Here is a 16,799-nt window from a genome sequence, read left to right on the forward strand (position 1 = left end):
CCAGACGCGCCAAACACAGCGTGTGAAGTTCGGGCGCGCCGGCGGGCCCAACTCCACACACCAAGCGCGCCAAACACAGCGTGTGGAGTTCGGGCGCGCAGGTGGGCCCAACTCCACACACACCAGGGGTGGGGGTGCGGGGTACGTCACTTGTGGGGGCGCGGGCTGGGGCCGTCCACGATGATCGACTTGTGGATCTCCTGCTGGTGTTCGCCGCCGGTGCCGCGGCCGGTGCGATCAACACCATCGTCGGTTCCGGCACGCTGATCACGTTTCCGGTGCTGCTCGCGTTGGGCTATCCGCCGGTGGTCGCGAACGCCTCGAACACCGTGGGGCTGGTGCCCGGGTCGATGGCGGGGGCGTACGCGTACCGCCGTGAACTGGCCACCCAGCGCCACCTGCTCCTGCGCCTCGGCACGACCGCCCTGCTCGGCGGCACCACCGGCGCCGTGCTGCTGCTGGTCCTGCCCGCGTCCGCCTTCCGCGCCATCGTCCCGGTCCTGATCGTGATCGCCCTGGTCCTGGTCGTCCTGCAGCCCTGGCTGTCCCGGTTCCTCCGGCAGCGGCAGGGCGGCGGCCGCGAGGAACCGGGTGGTGGTGGCGTACTCGTCGAGGCCCGGCCGACCGGCCGGCGCGGGCTGCTGCTGACCGCCGGGATCTTCCTGACCAGCGTCTACGGCGGCTATTTCGGCGCCGCGCAGGGTGTGCTGCTGCTCGGGATCCTCGGCCTGCTCGTGCCCGCCACGCTGCAGCAGCTCAACGGTGTGAAGAACGTCTTCGCCGGCCTGGTCAACGCGGTCGCCGCGGTGATCTTCATCGTGGCCGGGACGGTCGCCTGGGCGCCGGCCGGCCTGATCGCGGCCGGCTCGATCCTCGGCAGCCTGATCGCCGGGCGATTCGGGCGCAGACTGCCGGACCCGGCACTGCGCGCCGTGATCGTCGTGGTCGGCCTGATCGCCGTGATCCTGATGATCCGCGGCTGAAGCGGGCGTCAGAGGTGCAGCAGCGGCAGCAACTGCGAACCCTGCCGCGAGATCTCCCGCAGGTGGGGCGTGTCCGAGAGCACGAAGTGCGTGATGCCCAGGTTCTGGTACTTGCGCAGTGACTTCGCCACATCCTCCGCCGAGCCGACCAGCCACGTGGTCCCGGCGCCACCGCCGCCGAACCTGCCCGGCGTGGTGTAGAGGTTGTCGTCCAGCACCTCTCCACGGGCGGCCAGGTCGAGGAGGCGCTGCTGGCCGACGGCCACGAAGCGGTTCGGGTCCCGGCCTCCGGAGACGGCGATCTCCGCCACCTTGGCCTCGGCGTCCGCCCACGCCTGCTCGGTCGTGTCCCGGACGAACGTGGTGATCCGCAGCCCGAACTCCAGCGGAGCGTGCTCCCGGCCGAGTGCGTCGCTGAGCGCCCGGAGCCGCTCGATCCGTTCGCGGACACCGTCGTACGGCTCACCCCAGAACAGCTGCACGTCGGCCTCGGTCGCCGCGACCCGCTCGGCCGCCGCCGACGCCCCTCAGAAGTAGAGTCTAGGCGGCTTGGCCGGGCGCAGCGCCACGGGCGAGCCGGTGACGTGGAAGTGCTCCCCGCGGTACGTCACGGCGTCCGAGGTCCACAGCTTGCGGACCAGTTGCAGGAACTCCCTCGTCCGCCCGTACCGATGCTCCTGGTCACCCTCGCTGTCGCCGTACGCCGCGAGGTTGTCTCGCCCGGAGGCGATGTTGACCAGCGCGCGGTTGCCGGAGAGGTGCTGCAGGGTGGCGGCGGCCGCCGCGAAGTTGGCCGGCCGCCAGTAACCCGGCCGGATCGCGACGAGCGGCTTGAACGCGTGGCCATCGATTGCTGTCGATGCGTGGTGTCGACGGGAAGGGTGGGGTTCGGGGCCGCCTTCCGGTTCGCGCAGTTCGGCAAGTTGGGCCCGATCAAGAGCGTGAACGGAATTGCCCTTCCGCTCGCCAAGACCGGTAATCAGAAGGCTGCCATTCAAGGAGCCCAGACCAAGCAATGGAATGAGCTCGAGAAGGCATGGCCGCAATCCACTCCGTGATGGTTGGCCAAAATACCCCCGAACGGAATCTTCCAAGGTTTGGGGTGGAGCGGCCCGGCCGCCGTGGCCGGCTGGGGGGCGGTCAGCGCAGGGCTTTGGGTGTATTGTTGGCCGTTGATGACCGTCCAGCTTGGAGCTGCCGAGACATGAGATCGGCGTGGCGACCGTGGTTCTGGAATATGGTGTTGACCTGTTGTCTGGGCGTCATGGCTCTCATATTCACCGCTATTGCCTATGACTATGCGCTGAAATCCGGCACGGGTAACGTCTTTGCGGCAGTGGGTTTCGGTGCGGTGGCTCTGGTCCTCTGGGTGGGTGTCTTTCGCGCAGTCAGGTGCGGGGTTTCGTCCGTCCCGACGGGATCGTGGTGCGAACCCACGTGCGCACGACTCGTATTCCCTGGGGCGAGGTGAAGAGCATCGGGATGGGGACGGTCAGCGACGGCGCGGCGGGGGCGCTGAACGCGAGCGCGCCCGTTGTCCTCCGGCAGCGGCCCGGTGAGGCGGAGCCGGAGGAATTCCCCCTCGATGTGCTGGGTGGGTATCGGTCGGCCGGTGAGGGTAGGACGCTGGCGGAGCGGGCGGCCAAGGGGCTCAACGAGGCGCTGGAGCAGTGGCGCAAGCAGTCCGTCTAGGTCGTCTCGAGGAGGCGGTCGAGGTGGGCGAGCTGCTGCTCGGCGGCGGTCACGACCGTGGCCAGGGCCGCGCCGTCCTGGAGGATGGTCTCCAGTCGGGCGCGCAGGAGCAGCAGGGTCTGTTTGTCGCGGCTGGCGGCGACCATCGCCTTGACGATCTCCAGGCGTGCGGTCAGGACCAGCTCGGGTGGGCCGCTGACCGGTGCGTCCCACAGCTGTTCCAGGCGGGCCAGGGCGGTGCTGGTCAGGCCGCTGCGGGCTTCGGTGCCGGCCAGGTCCATGACCACGGACTGGGTGGGCAGCTCGGGGTCGCGGGCGAGCAGGGGGAGCGCGGCGAGGTATGCGGCTCGGGCTCGTTCGGCGCAGTCGACGGATCGCCAGTGTTCGGCGGCGCGCTGCAGGAGGCGGCCCAGGCCGGCGCACCAGGTGCGGCTGCCGACGGAACCGGTCCAGGCGAGCACGCCGGCCACCACGTCCTCGGTGGGCTCGGTGCGCTCGTCGATGTCGGCGATCAGCAGGTGCACGGCGCTCAGCTGCACGCCGGCCGTGTCGCCGGCGGTGGTCCAGGCGTAGCGGGCGGCCTGCAGGCGCCGCCGGCGGGTGACGGTGTCGCCGGCGAACCAGGCCAGCGTGGCCAGGCGCAGGTCCAGCGCGGCGTGCAGCCGGGGGAGCGGGAGGCCGGCCGCCCAGCTGGCCGCGGCCGTGTAGCAGACGGTGGCGTGGTCCGGGTCGCGCCGGGCCACCGCGGCGCTGACGGCCGGCTGCGGGGCGAGGTCGTAACCGAGGCTCTCCGGGTGGGAGCCGGGGGTGGCCGACCAGTCGCCCTCGACCAGGTGGGTGACCGCGACCAGGCCGGGCAGGTTGCGCAGCGTCGTGGCCATTCTGGCCTGGTCGAGCAGGCGGCGGGCCTCCTCGTCGCGGCCGACGCGGTGCATCAGGTCGGCGGAGGCGATGTCGCACCAGTGGCCGAGTGCCACCGCACCGTGCCGGTGCGCCATGACGGAGAGCGTGTGCAGCGAGCGGATGCCCTGCGCGGCCATCTGCCCGGCGGCGACCCGGTTGCCGGCGCGCAGCATGGACTCGGTGACGGCCCGGACGGTGGCGAGGCTGGGTGGCCCGTCGGCGACCAGGTGCTCGATCAGCTCGGTCTCGGGGCTGCCCGGCGCGGGGGTGACGAACGAGCCGGCCGGGTCCATCGTGGTCTCGGCGCCGACGCCACCCGGATACCAGTTTCCGTCGAGCTGCATCGCCCACGCGCGCAGCGCCGCGAGATGCCGGTCGGGTGAGCCGGCCGCGCGGTCCAGCTGGTCGAGGATCTGCAGGGCGTGCCGGGCCTCGCCGGCGGCGAGCGCGCCGTAGCACGCGTCGGTCAGGTGCAGTATGCGGTGCCGTGGGTCTCCGGCAGCGGCACGCAGAGCAGCGGCACGTGCCGGACCTGGCCGGCCGTGCAGATCCTCACTGTTGAGCGACCCCAGGGTCATCCATCCAGGGCGCAAGGGAGTGGTCACCACGACCTCCCGAGGGCCTGCGGGCCGTAGCAAAACTACCCGACTTCCGTACGCGTACGGTAGCCCTCGGTAGTGTCAGCCGTTCCGGCGATGCAGTCGCTTGTAGACCGGCGCCAGTCGTTTGTGCAGGTCCTGATAGATGTCGTAGATCTCGTCGTACCGGGACCGATCGGCACCCGGCCGGTAGACGTGGTCGTTGCGCGCGAACCCCGGGATGTCGTCGAAAGTGATCATCCCGGCGCCGACCGCACCGATCCAGCCGGCGCCGCGCGCGTTGACGGCGACCGGGTCGGCGGCCCGCCTGATCTCGACGCCGAGCACGTCGGCGAAGATCTGGCACCACGACTCGGAGCGGGCGGCACCGCCGGTGATCACCAGGGTCTCCATCGGCCTGCCGAGGAACCTGTCGACGGCACGGGCCATCCACCGGGTGTTCAGGGCGACACCCTCGAAGACCGCGCGCAGCAGGTCGGAGCGGGTGGTCTCCAGCGAGATGTTGAGGAAGCCGGCGCGCAGGTTCGGGTCGTCGACGGGTACGCGCTCGCCGTACAGCCAGGGCATGTAGAGCACGCCGTCGGCTCCGGCGGGCACGGTCGGGATGATCTTGTCGAAGGCGTCGAAGATCGTGCCCTCGTCGCGGCTCACGTGACCGGCGCTGACGATGGGGTCGTCGAACTCCACGATCTTGTCGCGGAGCCACGTGAGGTTCGCGCCGGCGGTCGCCTGCAGCGCGGTCATCAGATAGCGGTCCGGGATGGCGCACGGGATCGACGCGATGCCGGTGAGCACGTCGGTCTTCTTGGCCGGCACGTGCGCGGCGATCCAGGACGAGGTGCCCAGGTAGAGGTGGGGTTCGTTGTCGCGTACGGTGCCCGCGCCGACGGCGGCCGCGGTGTTGTCGATGGCGCCGGCCACCACCTGGACGTTCCGGGGGAGACCGAGGTGATCGGCAGCGCTGGGGGCGAGTGTGCCGATCACCTCGGTGCAGGCCACGATCGGTGGGAACTTGTCCGCGTCGATCCCGCTGGCGGCGACCAGCGTGGGTGCGTACCGGATCTGGGGGGCCTTCCGGTTGTCGGTGACCCACGAGGTCAGGATCGAGTCGACGGTCGCCACCGTGCGGCCGGTCAGCTTCAGATTGACCCAGTCGAGGACGTTGAGGAAGGTTTTGGTCTTTGCGTACACGCCCGGCATGTCGTCGCGGATCAGGAGCATGTGTGCGGCGGGATCCTTGCCGGTCGCCGACGGCATGCCGCCGGTGAGGCGCAGCCAGCGGGCGATCTGGCGTACGGACATCCCCTGGACGGCGGGGAATCCGCCGAACTGCCGGCGCAGGTGCGGCAGGCCGCGCATGTCCAGCCAGCTGATGCACCGGGTGAGCGGGTCGCCGTTCGCGTCCACCGCGATCGTGCCCTCGCCCTGCGTCGACGAGCAGATCGTGGTCACCGCGCGCAGGTGCTCCGGGTGGTCGCGGCCCAGGTCGGCGACCACCTCGGCGAGGGCGTCCCACCAGGCGACGGGGTCCTGCTCGGCACCGCCGCCGGGCAGCACGTGCAGCGCCACCGGGCGTTCGGCCCAGCCGGTCACCGTGCCCTCGGCGGACACCAGGGCGGCCTTCATCCCGGACGTGCCCAGGTCGATGGCGAGCACCTGCGGCGGTACGGCCACCTAGACCCCCTCGACCTGGGCGAATACCTGGTCGAAACGGTTGAGGGCGTCGTCGATGACCTCGTCGGTGTCGGCCATCGAGGTGTACATCCGCGAGCCGGCGAGCGTGATGATGCCGTGGGCGGCGTACGCGGCACCCATCTGCTCCATCAGCTTCTTGCGGCCCTTGTTCTCCTTGAGCAGTTTCACCGGGTTGCGCATGTCGAGCAGCATGACGCCGCTGCACTCCAGATGCACGATCGAGCCCTGGTTGTAGGCGACGTACGGCAGCCCGTACCTGTCGATCAGCCGCTGCAGCCCCCGGGTGAGGCGGTCACCGGCCCGGCCGGCGATCACCGGCGCGTTGGTCCGGGCCATCTCCCTGATCGCGAAGTAGCCGGCCGCGCAGGACAGCGGGTTCGCCGACAGCGTGCCGCCGACCTGGATGTGCGCGCCGGACTTGCCGTCCAGGCCGGAGCCGAAGACCGACATGACATCGGTACGCCCGCCGACACCGCCGGCCATCGGGTAGCCACCGGAGACGGCCTTGCCGAAGACGGTCAGGTCGGGCGTCACACCGAAGTAGCCGGCCGCACCGCCCAGCCCGGTACGGAAGCCCGTCACCACCTCGTCGAACACGAGCAGTGCGCCGAATTCGTCGCAGAGTGCCCGTACGCTCGCATTGAAGTTGTGCGGAACCGGCCGCGTGCCGGATTCCGGGCCGAGTGGCTCGACCACGACGGCGGCCGTCCCCCCACGCAGGCGGTTCTCGATCAGCTTGCGCTTCAGCGTGCCGAGATCGTGCGGGAAGGACTCGCGCGTGCGCCCGGTCGCGCCGAACGGGATGCCCTTGGCGTTCATCCGGAAGCTGCCCGGCACGCGCAGGCCGTAGACCATGGTGTCCGACCAGCCGTGATAGGCGCCGCCGACCTTGATCACCATCTTCTTGCCGGTGTGCGCGCGGGCGGCCCGGACGGCGGCCATCACGGCCTCGGTGCCGGAGCCGAGCGACCGGTACATCTCGATGTGCGGCATGTACTGGTTGATGATCTCGGCGAGCTTCAGCTCGTACTCGTGGAACAGGCCGGTGACCGGGCCCGACTCCTTGATCACCTCGGCGACCTGCTCGTTGACCGGTGCGTAGTTGCTGCCCAGGATCGTCGGGCCGCCGGCCTGCAGGAAGTCGATGTAGACGTTGCCGTCGCGGTCGGTGAGGTGGGCGCCCTCGGCCTTGTCGATCGCGAGCGGGAACGGGTAGTTGAACGCGAGGTTGTGCTGGACGCCCCCGGGGATGCGCGTTTTCGCGCGTTCGGTGATCTCCTTGCTGGCGCGGCACTTGGTCTCGAAGTAGTTCAGGACGTCGAGCAGGGCGTCGTGCCGCAGTCCTCTCACCGGCTGGTTGACCAGGGCTTTGAGGCGGCGCATGGTGTCGTCGACGTCGAGATACTCGCTGATCGAATAGCCTTCGGATTTTTCCGAAATTTCGGTAATGTCCGAAACGCTTGGCAGCTCTTCGTCCTCCGGCACCCGCACCGGCTCGACGGCCTCCACGATCTGCGCGGCGATCCGCTTCTCGTCCTTGCGGAGCTTGCTGAACGCGATCTCCCGAATCGTCGCCGGAATCGTGTAGACCTTGCCGGCCTCACTGGTCAGCGCCATCAGGTACGCGATCGACACCTTCTCCAGCAGCGCCATGTTGAACACCGCCCGGTCCGGGTCGGTGCCCAGCGCCACCACGCCGTGGTTCGCGATGATGAACGCGTTGTCGCCGCTCACCACCTTCTTCTGCACGTTCTTGGCGAGAAACGACGTCCCCGACGGCGCGTAGTCGATGATCGCGACCTCTTTGCCGAGGAAGCGCACCTGCTCGTCGGTGAGCGCCGGGATCGGCTTGCGCAGAAAGGCAAGGGCGGAGGCGTACGGCTGATGCGTGTGCACGATCGCGTTCACATCAGGGCGCGAGCGGTAGATGTTCGCGTGCATCCCGCACTCGATCGACGGCACGAGACCGCCCGCGCCGTCCGGGTCCGGCACGTGCTTGCCCTGGAAATCGACGATGCAGATGTCCTCGACCCGCATCCTGTCGTAGTCGTAGTTGCTCGGCGTCACCGCGTACAGCTCGTGGCCGGGTACGCGAACCGACACGTTGCCCTCGGTCGCCTTGAGGTATCCGCGGTCCAGCATGGTGCGGCACATGTCGACGACGTGCTGACGGGACATCCGGTGTTTCACGAGCGCTGTCCGATCTTTTCAGGCGACTGACCGATCCCATCGTCATCCTGTTCCAGGCACAAAGCACCGTCTTCGAACCAACAGGATGTGCCCGTACATTTATCACGAGGTGACAAATTGACGAGCACGCCGTGGGAGCGACTGCCCGCCGACCTGGCCGGCGCGCTGCGGCCCCGCCTGCCCGACGCGGTCCGGGACATCGCCGGGGCGGTCGGCGAGATGAACCCCGCGTCCGGCGCGAAGTTCGAGCGTGACGTGCACACCGCGGTCCGGGTCGCCCTGGACCGTTTCGCCGACCTGGCCGGCACCGGCGAGCCCGCGCTGCCGCCACGGATCCGGGAGGTGTTCGTGGCGCTCGGCGCGGCCGAGGCGCGCGAGAACAGGGGGCCGGAGTCGCTGCTGGCGACGTTGCGGACGGCGGCCCGGATGCTGCTGCGGACAGCCTCGCAGTCGCTCGCCGAGGTGCGGCCGGTGACCGTCGACGAGATCATCGATCTGTCCGACGCGACCAGCGCGTACGTCGACGAGCTCGCCGCGGCCTGCACCGACGGTCTGGCCCGTCAGCTGCGCGAACAGGCCGGCGAGGGTGACCGGCGGCGGCGCCAGGTGGCCGATCTGCTGCTGCGCGGCGGTGCGCCACCGGACGTGGCGCGGGAGGCGGCGCTGGGGATCGGCTGGCCGTCGCTCGAGGCGGTGGTGCCGGTGCTGCTGCCGCTGGACCAGGCGCGCGACGCGCGGTTCCGGTTCGGCGGGGACGGCATCGTCGTTGAACGGGGCCGGGACGCCGTACTCCTGCTGCGGTCCGGTCCGCGAGCTGAGCGCGCGGCACTCGCTGAAGCGCTGGCGGGTCGCGACGCGGTGGTCGGCCCGGCGCTCGGCTGGCCGGAGGTGCCGGAAGCGGTCCGCCTGGCCGAGCGCACCGCCGAGCTGGCCGGCACCGGGCCCGATCCGGTCTTCGCGGACGACCATTTCGCGGCCCTGGCGTTGCGTGGGGAGAGCGGGGCACTCGCGGTTCTCTCGGCGCGGCGGCTGGCGCCGCTCGCGGGGCTTCGTGCGGGGCAGCGCGATCAGCTTCTGGTCACTCTGGAGAGCTGGTTGCGCCACTGGGGATCGCGTACGGCGGTGGCAGCCGAGTTGTTCGTGCATCCGCAGACCGTCAGCTATCGCCTCAACCGGTTGCGTGACCTGCTCGGTGACGATTTGGACGACCCGCGTGCGCGTTTCGAGCTGTCCCTGGTGCTGGCCTATCGGCCCTCGATCTGACAGCGTTGGTCCGTTTCTTACGCCAGGATGCCCGAATGACTGTTCTCGTGGTTGGCGGGGGAATCGCGGGTCTGGCACTCGCGCGGGCGCTGATCGACCGGAATGTCCCGGTCGAGGTCGTCGAACGGAACGTGGACCGTGGCGCCGGGCTGGCGATCAATCTGCCGGGCAACGCGGTGACCGCGTTTGCGGCGCTCGGGATCGATCTCAGCTCAGTGGGGCGGCCGACGCGGCGCCGGGAGTACCGGACGTCGCACGGGCGGCTGCTCTTCGGGGTCGACGAGGACGCGTTCTGGGGCACGGGCGCCCAGCCGCGATGTGTGCGCCGGTCGGACCTGCTCGCGCTGCTCGGCGACGGCATCCCGGTGCGGCACGCGACGGTCACGGCCGTGGACGGGCTCGACGTCGAGTTCGCCGGTGGTGAGCGCAAGACCTATGAGTTCGTGGTGGGCGCGGACGGGGTGCGGTCGGCGGTGCGCAGCGCGGTGTTCGGCGGTGACGGGGTGCGTGCGTCGCTGCTCAGCGCGGCCAGCTGGCGGTTCATGGCGCCCAACCCGGGCGTGGACTGCTGGACGGTGTGGTCCGGTGCGGGTGGGGCGTTTCTGTTGATACCGGTGGACGGGGAGGAGGTTTACGCGTACGCCTCGGCCACCGCCGGCGGGCCGGTCGCGGACGACCCGGGGTGGCTGCACAGCACGTTCGCGTCGTTCCCGTCGCCGGTCCGGGCGGTGCTGGCCGAGCCGTCGTCGCTGATCCACTCGCCGATCGAGGAGATCCGCCTGCCGAGCTGGGTGTCCGGCCGCCGGGTGCTGATCGGGGACGCGGCGCACGCCACCGCGCCGGTGTGGGCCCAGGGTGCGGCGCTCGCGGTGGAGGACGCGCTCGCGCTGTCGGATCTTCTGGCCGGTGGGGACTGGGACACCGTCGGCGCCCGGTTCGAGGCGCTGCGCCGGGAACGGGTGGCCCACGTGCAGGCGGCGACCGACCGGTTCTCGCGGGCGGCGGCCCTGCCGGTGTGGCTGCGGCACCTGGTGATGCCGGTGATCGGCCCGAAGACCTACCGGGAGACGTACGCTCCCTTGCGTGCCTGACATCCACATCGACGCGAAGCTCGGCGCCGATCTGGCCGCCCGCGAGATGCTGGCCGCCACCTTCGGCCTGGCCGCCGACGCCCCGGCCGTCGTCCGGACCGGGTGCGGCCGCGAAGTGCCGCTGGCGATGACCTCGACGATGCCGTCCTCGGTCGGTTGTGCCGCCTGCCGCTCCTTTGCCCACGACGAGTACCTGCGCGTCGCCGACCAGGTGGAGTCGCTCGCGCGCATGCCGGGAAGCGTGATCAGCTGGTCCGACGCGTCGGCTGGGGCCGCCCGCTACCGGGAGCTCGCCGCCCAGTTTCTGTCGTAGCCCCGTGGCATGCTGCGACTTGTGATTGTCGAGTTCGAGGCCGAGTTGTGGATCTGGGACGCCCGCCGCGACGAGAGCTGGACCTTCGTGAGCGTCCCGGTCGAGGACTCCGCGGAGATCCGTGACCTGACCGCCGACCAGCCCCGTGGCTTCGGCTCCGTCCGGGTGCGCGCCACGATCGGCGCCAGCACGTGGCGCACGTCGATCTTCCCGGACAGCAAGCGGGGCGCCTACGTCCTGCCGGTGAAACGCGCGATCCGCACGGCGCAGAAACTCGCCGCCGGCGACACGACCACGGTCATCCTGGAACTGGTCGACCTCTGATCATCGTGCCGGGGCGGTCCACAGGCCGCTCAGCGCGTCGATCAGGGCGTCCGCCGTGTTCGCCCAGGTGGTGTCGGCGGTGCCGTCGTGCAGGGCGCGTTCGAGTTCGGCGCACAGGTGCACGACGATCAGCCGGGTCATGTCCGTGCGCTGGCGCAGCACCACGGGCGGCAGCGCCGGCGTGCGCAGGGTGATCTCCCGCAGCGTGAGCTGTGTGGAGGGGGTGGAGAGCGCCTCCTCGGTCACCACGTCGCGCAGTGCCGGGTCGGTGGTGGCCTGCGCGGCGAACCGTGCGTACCAGCTCGGCGTGCCGAGTGACTCGAAATGATCAGTGATCGGCCGGACCAGGCAGCCGGCCCAGTCGGTCAGCGTGGTCCGGGCGGCACCGGAGTTCAGCAGCGCCGACCGCCGTTCCTCGATGTCGAGGTTGTGCGGCCGCACGATCGCCCGCATGAGGTCCGCCCGGGATCCGAAGTGGTATGCGATCACCGAGTTGTTGGCCTGCCCCGCCGCCTCGCTGATCTGCCGGTTCGACACCGCCGCGACCCCGTGCACGGCGAACAGGCGCTCCGCGGTGTCCAGGAGCAGCGCCCGGGTGTTCCTCATCCTTGTGATGTTAAGAGGACCGTCTTAGATTGACGAGCATAAGTGAACCGAGGGGGGATCCATGTCGAGCGACCTTCCGGAGTACCCGTTCGCTCAGCCCACCGCGCTGGAACCGCCGCCGGAGTGGGCCGAGCTGCGCGACCGCTGTCCCGTCGCCGCGGTCCGCCTCGCGAGCGGCGACCAGGCCCTGCTCCTGACCCGCTACGAGGACGTACGGCAGGTTCTCAGCGACCCACGGTTCACCCGGCAGCTGCATGCCGACGGTGCCGCGCGGGTCACCGCCAACGAGTCGGGTGGCGTGTTCGGGTCCGAGCAGCCCGACGTCTCGCCCACCGGCGCGGCCCATCAGCGCTGGCGGCGCCTGGTCGGCCGCTACTTCACCGCCAAGCGCATGAACGCCATGCAGCCGAGGATCGCCGCGACGGCCGAGCGGCTGCTCGACGACATGATCGCCGGTGGCGCACCGGCCGACCTCATCCAGGGCTTCGCCTTCCCGCTGCCGGTCTGGGTGATCTGCGAGCTGCTCGGTGTGCCGGACGACGACCGGGGACGGTTCTCCTACTGGTCCGACACGATGCTCAGCCTCAGCCGCTACAAGCAGGACGAGATCGACGCGTCCCAGCTGGAGTTCGGCGAGTATCTGTGGGCGCTCATCGAGTCGAAACGGGTCGAGCCGGGTGACGACCTGATCAGCGAGCTGCTCGCCGAGGAGCTGTCGCCGCTGGAGTTGATCGGCACCGCGCAGGGCCTGCTGATCGCCGGCCACGAGACCACCGCCAACATGATCGGCAAGATGACGGCGATGCTGCTCGCCGACCGGAGCCGCTGGGAGCAGCTGCTGGGGGAGCGGGCGCTGGTGCGTACGGCGGTCGAGGAGGTGCTGCGCTTCGACGCCAACCCGGGCTTCGGCATGCCCCGCTATCTCAGCGCGGAGATCGAGGTGGGCGGCACGACGCTGCCGGCCGGGACCACGGTCGTCAACAGCATGGCGGCGGCGAACCGGGACGAGGCGGCGTTCGGTGAGGCGGGTGAGATGGACCTTCGGCGTACGCCCAACCCGCATCTGGCCTTCGGCGCGGGGCCGCACTCGTGCATCGGGCAGGCGCTCGCGCGGACCGAGTTGCAGACCGCGCTCACCGTCCTGCTCGACCGGTTGCCCGGCCTGCATCTGGCCGTGCCCGCCTCGGAGCTCCCGGTCCGGCACGGGCTGCTCATCGGCGGCATCGAGCAGGTCATGGTCCGGTGGTGACCCCGATGAGCAGGCTTACCGGGAAGAGCATCGTGGTCTGCGGTGGAGCGACCGGCATCGGCGCGGCGACCGCGCAGCGGCTGGCGGCCGAGGGTGCCCAGGTGATCGTCGGCGACATCAACCTGCCCGGTGCGAACGAGACCGCCGGGAAGATCGTGGCGGCCGGCGGCATCGGGCTGGCGGTCGCCTTCGACCTCGCCGACGAGGCGTCGATCCGGGCGCTGGTCGACCGGGCGAAGAGCGAGTTCGGGACCGTGCACGGGCTGTACAACGTCGGCGCGGACCTCTCACCGGAGACCGTCGGGCGCGACGGCGATCTGCTGGAGATGGATCCGGCGGTGTGGCGGCGCACGTTCGAGGTGGACCTGCTCGGCTATGCGCTGTCGTGCCGGGCGGTCATCCCGGTGATGCTGGCGGGCGGCGGGGGCGCGATCGTCAACACGTCGTCGCTGGCGTCCTGCGTGGGGGAGGCGACGCGTCCGGCGTACGCCGCGGCGAAAGCCGGCATCAACGCCCTCACCCGGCACGTCGCGTCCCGGTGGGGCCGGGAGGGGATCCGCTGCAACGGCGTCTCGCCCGGCATGGTGATGAGCGAGACCGCGCTGAGCATGATGAGCGAGGAGTTCAAGGCCGCCGGGCTGGCCGCCACACACAGCACCCGTCTCGGGCGGCCCGCCGACCTGGCCGCGACCGTGGCGTTCCTGCTCTCCGACGACGCCGAGTGGATCAACGGGCAGGTCTGGTCGATCGACGGCGGCGCCACGTTCCACGACTGAGCCGGAGGTTGCTGTGCACGTCAGCGTCGACCAGGGCAGGTGCTGCGGCGCGGGTCAGTGCGTACTGCTCGCGCCGGAGGTGTTCGACCAGCGCGAGGAGGACGGCGTCGTCGTCCTCCTCGAACCGTCCCCGGCCGCCGCACTGCACGAAACCGTCCGGGAGGCCGCGGCGGTCTGCCCGGCGGCGGCCATCACGGCCGATTAAATAGTTTGAGGGAGATCGCTGCCCTTGCCATTCTGAATGCGGCCCCGGCGGCTCCAGAAGAAAGCGCCCACGCAGCGGACTCACTGGCGATCACACCATGCTCGCCCGCTGCTCTCCAGGCGACGGATCCTTCCCGTCGGACCCGCTACGGGGCCACCCTTTTCTATGTGTTCAGAATGAGGTGAATTCATGCCCACTCGTCGTGAGGTAATTGTTCGCAGCGGTTTCCGCGGTCTGCGATACGTCGACGGCCGTTTCGACCAGGTCCTCGAGCCCGGCCGTTACGAGCTGCCCAAGCGGCGCCTCGGCAACCGCCGGGTGCCGACCGTCGAGGTCGTCTTCGTCGACCTGCGCGAGCGGGAGCTCAACATCAAGGGCCAGGAGATCCTGACCGCCGACAAGGTCGCCGTACGCGTCAACATCATCACCCACTTCCGGGTGACCGACCCGGTCGCCGCCGTCGAGCGCGTGACCGATTACGGCGACCGTGTCTACAGCGACGTCCAGCTCGCCGCCCGCCGCTCCCTCGCGTCCATGACGCTCGAGGCCATCCTCACCAACCGCAACCAGCTCAGCGAGGACATCCTCCGCGACGTCGAGGGCGTCTCCGCCAGCTACGGCGTCGAGATCATCCGGGCCGACGTGAAGGATCTGGTCTTCCCCGGCAACCTGCAGGACGTCATGAACCGGGTGCTCACCGCCCAGCGCATGGCCGAGGCGCAGATGGTCGAGGCGCGCACACGCGCCGACCGCGAGGCACTGGAGGCGAGCTCCAAGGCCGACTCGACCCGCCGCGCCGCCGAGGCCGACGCCGAGGCCCAGCGCATCCGCGCCGACGCCGAGGTGGACGCACTGCGCCGGCTCGCCGCGGCAGCCGAGGCGTACGCCGAGCACCCGGCCCTGCTGCGCCTGCGCGAGCTGGAGGCACTGGGCGCCCTGGGCGCGAACGCCGCCGCACGTCTGTACATCGGTTTCGACAAGCACAGCGACCGGCTCGCCGACTGACGATTTCGGCCGCGCATCTCCACTATGCGCGGCCGAAACGCTCAGGCTGCCTGGTCGACGGGGTGGCGCAGGCCGGGGTGACCGGCCGGCAGCGTGCGGCGGATGACCCACCAGCTGACCGCCAGGCACGCCGCCACCAGGGGCCAGGTCAGGGCGACGCGGGCGGCGGTGAGCCACACGACCTGGCCGGCGGCGTAAAGGGGCAGGAAGACCGCGACCCGGATGACGTATTGCAGGACCCACACCCAGCTGCCGCGTGAATACGCCTTGAGCAGGGCGGGATCGCGGCGCCAGCGGGTCTTCTGGCCCAGGACGGCGCCGACGACGAGGCCGAGAAGTGGCCAGCGGATGACGATGCTGACCACCCAGGCGAGGGCGCTGGCGGCGTTGCTGAGCAGCTGGAGCAGGAAGAAGTCCTCGGCGTGGCCGGTGCGCAGGGCGATCAGGGCGGCGACGCAGACGCCGAGCAGGCCGATCAGGACGGCGCGGGGCTTGTCGCCGCCCCGCAGCCGCCAGATCGAGATGGCGACCGCGCAGGTGACGGCGGCTCCCGCGCCGGCCCAGATGGAGTGACCGGCGAGGAGCCAACCGAGGGCGAACCCGACCGCGGGCAGCGTGGCGTCGATCGCCGCCCGGCGCCCGTTGAGCAACTGCGTGAGGGATTCCGGCTGTGCCATCTCCACCCTGTCTGTCGAGGTTAGGGCAGCCTAACCCAACAGTGGGCGGTCTCAGACGGTCAGCGTCCAGGTGTTGATGTACCCGGTGTCACCCGAGTAGCCGTCCTTGACGCTGAGCCGCCACGTCCCGTTGGCGGTCTCACTGGAGAGGTTCACGGTGTAGGTGGTCACGACATTAGCCGCACTGTCCGAACTGCTGGCATTTTTCAGGATGTAGTAGGTGTTGTCGGGGGCGTACAGGTAGATCGACACGTCGCCGCGGAACGGGTGCACGATGTTGACGTAGGCGGTGGACGACGAGGACGCCGCCCGCGCGCAACCGGAGATCGTGATCGAGCTTGTCACCGGCGACCCGGCGTCGGGAATCGTGACGTCGGTGCCGTTCGTGCCGGAGCAGGTTCCGCCCGTGCCGGTGGGCGTCGGTGTGGAGCCGCCGCCGCCGAGGACCACGTCCACGGTCACCGTGCTGTTGGTGCAAGAGCCGGCGTACGACGTGAGGCGGCTCTTCTCCGTCGTGTCCACGCTGAGACCCCAGCGCGTCTTCACGGCCGTCCACTCGGTGACGTACCGGCAGAGCACACTGCTCACCGACGGCACCCACTCGGCCGGATCCTGGTCGCCCTTGCTCTGGTTGACGTTGTCGGTGACCGCGGCCAGACTCCGCCCGTCGCCCAGGTCGTTGGCGAACGACTGGCGCTGCGCGGACGTCCAGTTGCGCGCGCCGGAGTCCCACGCCTCGGCGAGCGGCACCAGGTGATCGATGTCCAGGTCGGCGGGGTCGGTCCAGGTGGCGCCGTCGAAGTAGGACAGCCACCGTCCGCCGCTGAGCGTGCAGCCGGAGCCGACACTCGGGGTCGTGGTGGCCTCGGCGATCAGTACCTCGTACCGGGTGTTGCAGCCGTCGCCGTCGGCGTCGATCCAGTGGTTGAACAGGTCCCGGTTGTAACCGGTGCGGATCTCGGTGGCGACCGGCAGATTGGCGACCATCGTGCGCAGTGGCTGGGAGACGACGGCGGCCTGGGCGGGCCCGGCGGCGACGACGGCGATCAGGCCACCGGCGAGGGCGGCGGCGGTGAGAGTGGCGGTCAGGAGCGTGCGTTTCATCGCGGACTCCCCGGGGATGAGAGGGTTATCCGGATTCTGCGGGCGACCGGTGGGCCCCCGGCAATGTCAGCTGGGTTATACCGATGAGTTCCGGCCGGGCCCGGCCCGGGTCGCCGCGGCGTTC

15 protein-coding genes and 3 pseudogenes are annotated in these 16,799 nt (G+C 70.3%); 10 read left to right on the forward strand and 8 right to left on the reverse strand.

What is annotated here, in order from left to right:
• Positions 1-191: 191 nt before the first annotated feature.
• Positions 192-983 carry a sulfite exporter TauE/SafE family protein gene (locus AB0M02_RS43650; protein WP_364238410.1) on the forward strand — a complete coding sequence of 264 codons (792 nt, stop codon included), beginning with the start codon at positions 192-194 and terminating at the stop codon, positions 981-983.
• Between the two features lie 8 nt (positions 984-991).
• Here AB0M02_RS43650 and AB0M02_RS43655 read toward each other — a convergent pair.
• Positions 992-2,077 (reverse strand): annotated as a pseudogene (locus tag AB0M02_RS43655) (LLM class flavin-dependent oxidoreductase).
• 343 nt (positions 2,078-2,420) lie between these two features.
• Here AB0M02_RS43655 and AB0M02_RS43660 point away from each other — a divergent pair.
• Positions 2,421-2,675, forward strand: coding sequence for a hypothetical protein (locus AB0M02_RS43660; protein WP_364238411.1), 255 nt, complete (start codon positions 2,421-2,423; stop codon positions 2,673-2,675).
• Here the strand turns inward: AB0M02_RS43660 and AB0M02_RS43665 are convergent.
• The 3 genes from AB0M02_RS43665 to AB0M02_RS43675 all read right to left on the reverse strand — a co-directional run bounded on the left by AB0M02_RS43665 (position 2,672) and on the right by AB0M02_RS43675 (position 8,050).
• Complete coding sequence (locus tag AB0M02_RS43665; protein WP_364238412.1) at positions 2,672-4,183, reverse strand: hypothetical protein; 1,512 nt, start codon at positions 4,181-4,183, stop codon at positions 2,672-2,674. The two genes, AB0M02_RS43660 and AB0M02_RS43665, sit on opposite strands and share 4 nt — an antisense overlap.
• A 75-nt stretch (positions 4,184-4,258) precedes the next feature.
• Positions 4,259-5,851 carry an FGGY-family carbohydrate kinase gene (locus tag AB0M02_RS43670; RefSeq protein WP_364238413.1) on the reverse strand — a complete coding sequence of 531 codons (1,593 nt, stop codon included), beginning with the start codon at positions 5,849-5,851 and terminating at the stop codon, positions 4,259-4,261.
• Positions 5,852-8,050, reverse strand: coding sequence for an aminotransferase class III-fold pyridoxal phosphate-dependent enzyme (locus AB0M02_RS43675; protein ID WP_364238414.1), 2,199 nt, complete (start codon positions 8,048-8,050; stop codon positions 5,852-5,854).
• A 129-nt stretch (positions 8,051-8,179) separates the two neighbouring features.
• On the opposite strand from AB0M02_RS43675, the gene AB0M02_RS43680 reads away from it, so the two are divergent.
• The 4 genes from AB0M02_RS43680 to AB0M02_RS43695 are packed head-to-tail and all read left to right on the forward strand — an operon-like array spanning position 8,180 to position 11,053.
• Positions 8,180-9,325: a helix-turn-helix domain-containing protein gene (locus tag AB0M02_RS43680; RefSeq protein ID WP_364238415.1), complete on the forward strand. Its 1,146-nt coding sequence runs from the start codon at positions 8,180-8,182 to the stop codon at positions 9,323-9,325.
• 35 nt (positions 9,326-9,360) lie between these two features.
• A complete protein-coding gene (locus AB0M02_RS43685; RefSeq protein ID WP_364238416.1) occupies positions 9,361-10,416 on the forward strand; it encodes an FAD-dependent monooxygenase in 1,056 nt (351 codons plus the stop codon).
• Positions 10,409-10,729 carry a hypothetical protein gene (locus AB0M02_RS43690; protein ID WP_364238417.1) on the forward strand — a complete coding sequence of 107 codons (321 nt, stop codon included), beginning with the start codon at positions 10,409-10,411 and terminating at the stop codon, positions 10,727-10,729. The genes AB0M02_RS43685 and AB0M02_RS43690 overlap by 8 nt, the downstream gene beginning before the upstream one ends.
• A 21-nt stretch (positions 10,730-10,750) precedes the next feature.
• Positions 10,751-11,053 carry a DUF1905 domain-containing protein gene (locus AB0M02_RS43695; protein WP_364238447.1) on the forward strand — a complete coding sequence of 101 codons (303 nt, stop codon included), beginning with the start codon at positions 10,751-10,753 and terminating at the stop codon, positions 11,051-11,053.
• Here the strand turns inward: AB0M02_RS43695 and AB0M02_RS43700 are convergent, their stop codons facing one another.
• A complete protein-coding gene (locus AB0M02_RS43700; protein WP_364238418.1) occupies positions 11,054-11,659 on the reverse strand; it encodes a helix-turn-helix domain-containing protein in 606 nt (201 codons plus the stop codon).
• A gap of 61 nt (positions 11,660-11,720) precedes the next feature.
• Between AB0M02_RS43700 and AB0M02_RS43705 the strand changes: the two genes are divergently transcribed.
• The 4 genes from AB0M02_RS43705 to AB0M02_RS43720 all read left to right on the forward strand — a co-directional run bounded on the left by AB0M02_RS43705 (position 11,721) and on the right by AB0M02_RS43720 (position 14,894).
• Positions 11,721-12,908, forward strand: coding sequence for a cytochrome P450 (locus tag AB0M02_RS43705; RefSeq protein ID WP_364238419.1), 1,188 nt, complete (start codon positions 11,721-11,723; stop codon positions 12,906-12,908).
• A gap of 5 nt (positions 12,909-12,913) precedes the next feature.
• Positions 12,914-13,684, forward strand: coding sequence for an SDR family oxidoreductase (locus AB0M02_RS43710; protein ID WP_364238420.1), 771 nt, complete (start codon positions 12,914-12,916; stop codon positions 13,682-13,684).
• A gap of 13 nt (positions 13,685-13,697) precedes the next feature.
• Complete coding sequence (locus tag AB0M02_RS43715; protein WP_364238421.1) at positions 13,698-13,889, forward strand: ferredoxin; 192 nt, start codon at positions 13,698-13,700, stop codon at positions 13,887-13,889.
• 189 nt (positions 13,890-14,078) lie between these two features.
• Positions 14,079-14,894 carry a slipin family protein gene (locus tag AB0M02_RS43720; RefSeq protein ID WP_364238422.1) on the forward strand — a complete coding sequence of 272 codons (816 nt, stop codon included), beginning with the start codon at positions 14,079-14,081 and terminating at the stop codon, positions 14,892-14,894.
• A gap of 41 nt (positions 14,895-14,935) precedes the next feature.
• Here AB0M02_RS43720 and AB0M02_RS43725 read toward each other — a convergent pair whose 3' ends face one another.
• From AB0M02_RS43725 to AB0M02_RS43735, 3 genes and pseudogenes are all read right to left on the reverse strand, one after another.
• On the reverse strand, positions 14,936-15,571 hold the full coding sequence (locus AB0M02_RS43725) for a DUF3159 domain-containing protein (RefSeq protein ID WP_364238423.1): 636 nt from the start codon (positions 15,569-15,571) through the stop codon (positions 14,936-14,938).
• Between the two features lie 51 nt (positions 15,572-15,622).
• Positions 15,623-16,021: pseudogene (locus AB0M02_RS43730) on the reverse strand (proprotein convertase P-domain-containing protein); the annotation flags it as partial.
• Between the two features lie 57 nt (positions 16,022-16,078).
• Positions 16,079-16,675: pseudogene (locus AB0M02_RS43735) on the reverse strand (HNH endonuclease family protein); the annotation flags it as partial.
• Positions 16,676-16,799 lie beyond the last annotated feature (124 nt).

The organism is Actinoplanes sp. NPDC051861, from assembly GCF_040681145.1.
GTDB lineage: Bacteria > Actinomycetota > Actinomycetes > Mycobacteriales > Micromonosporaceae > Actinoplanes.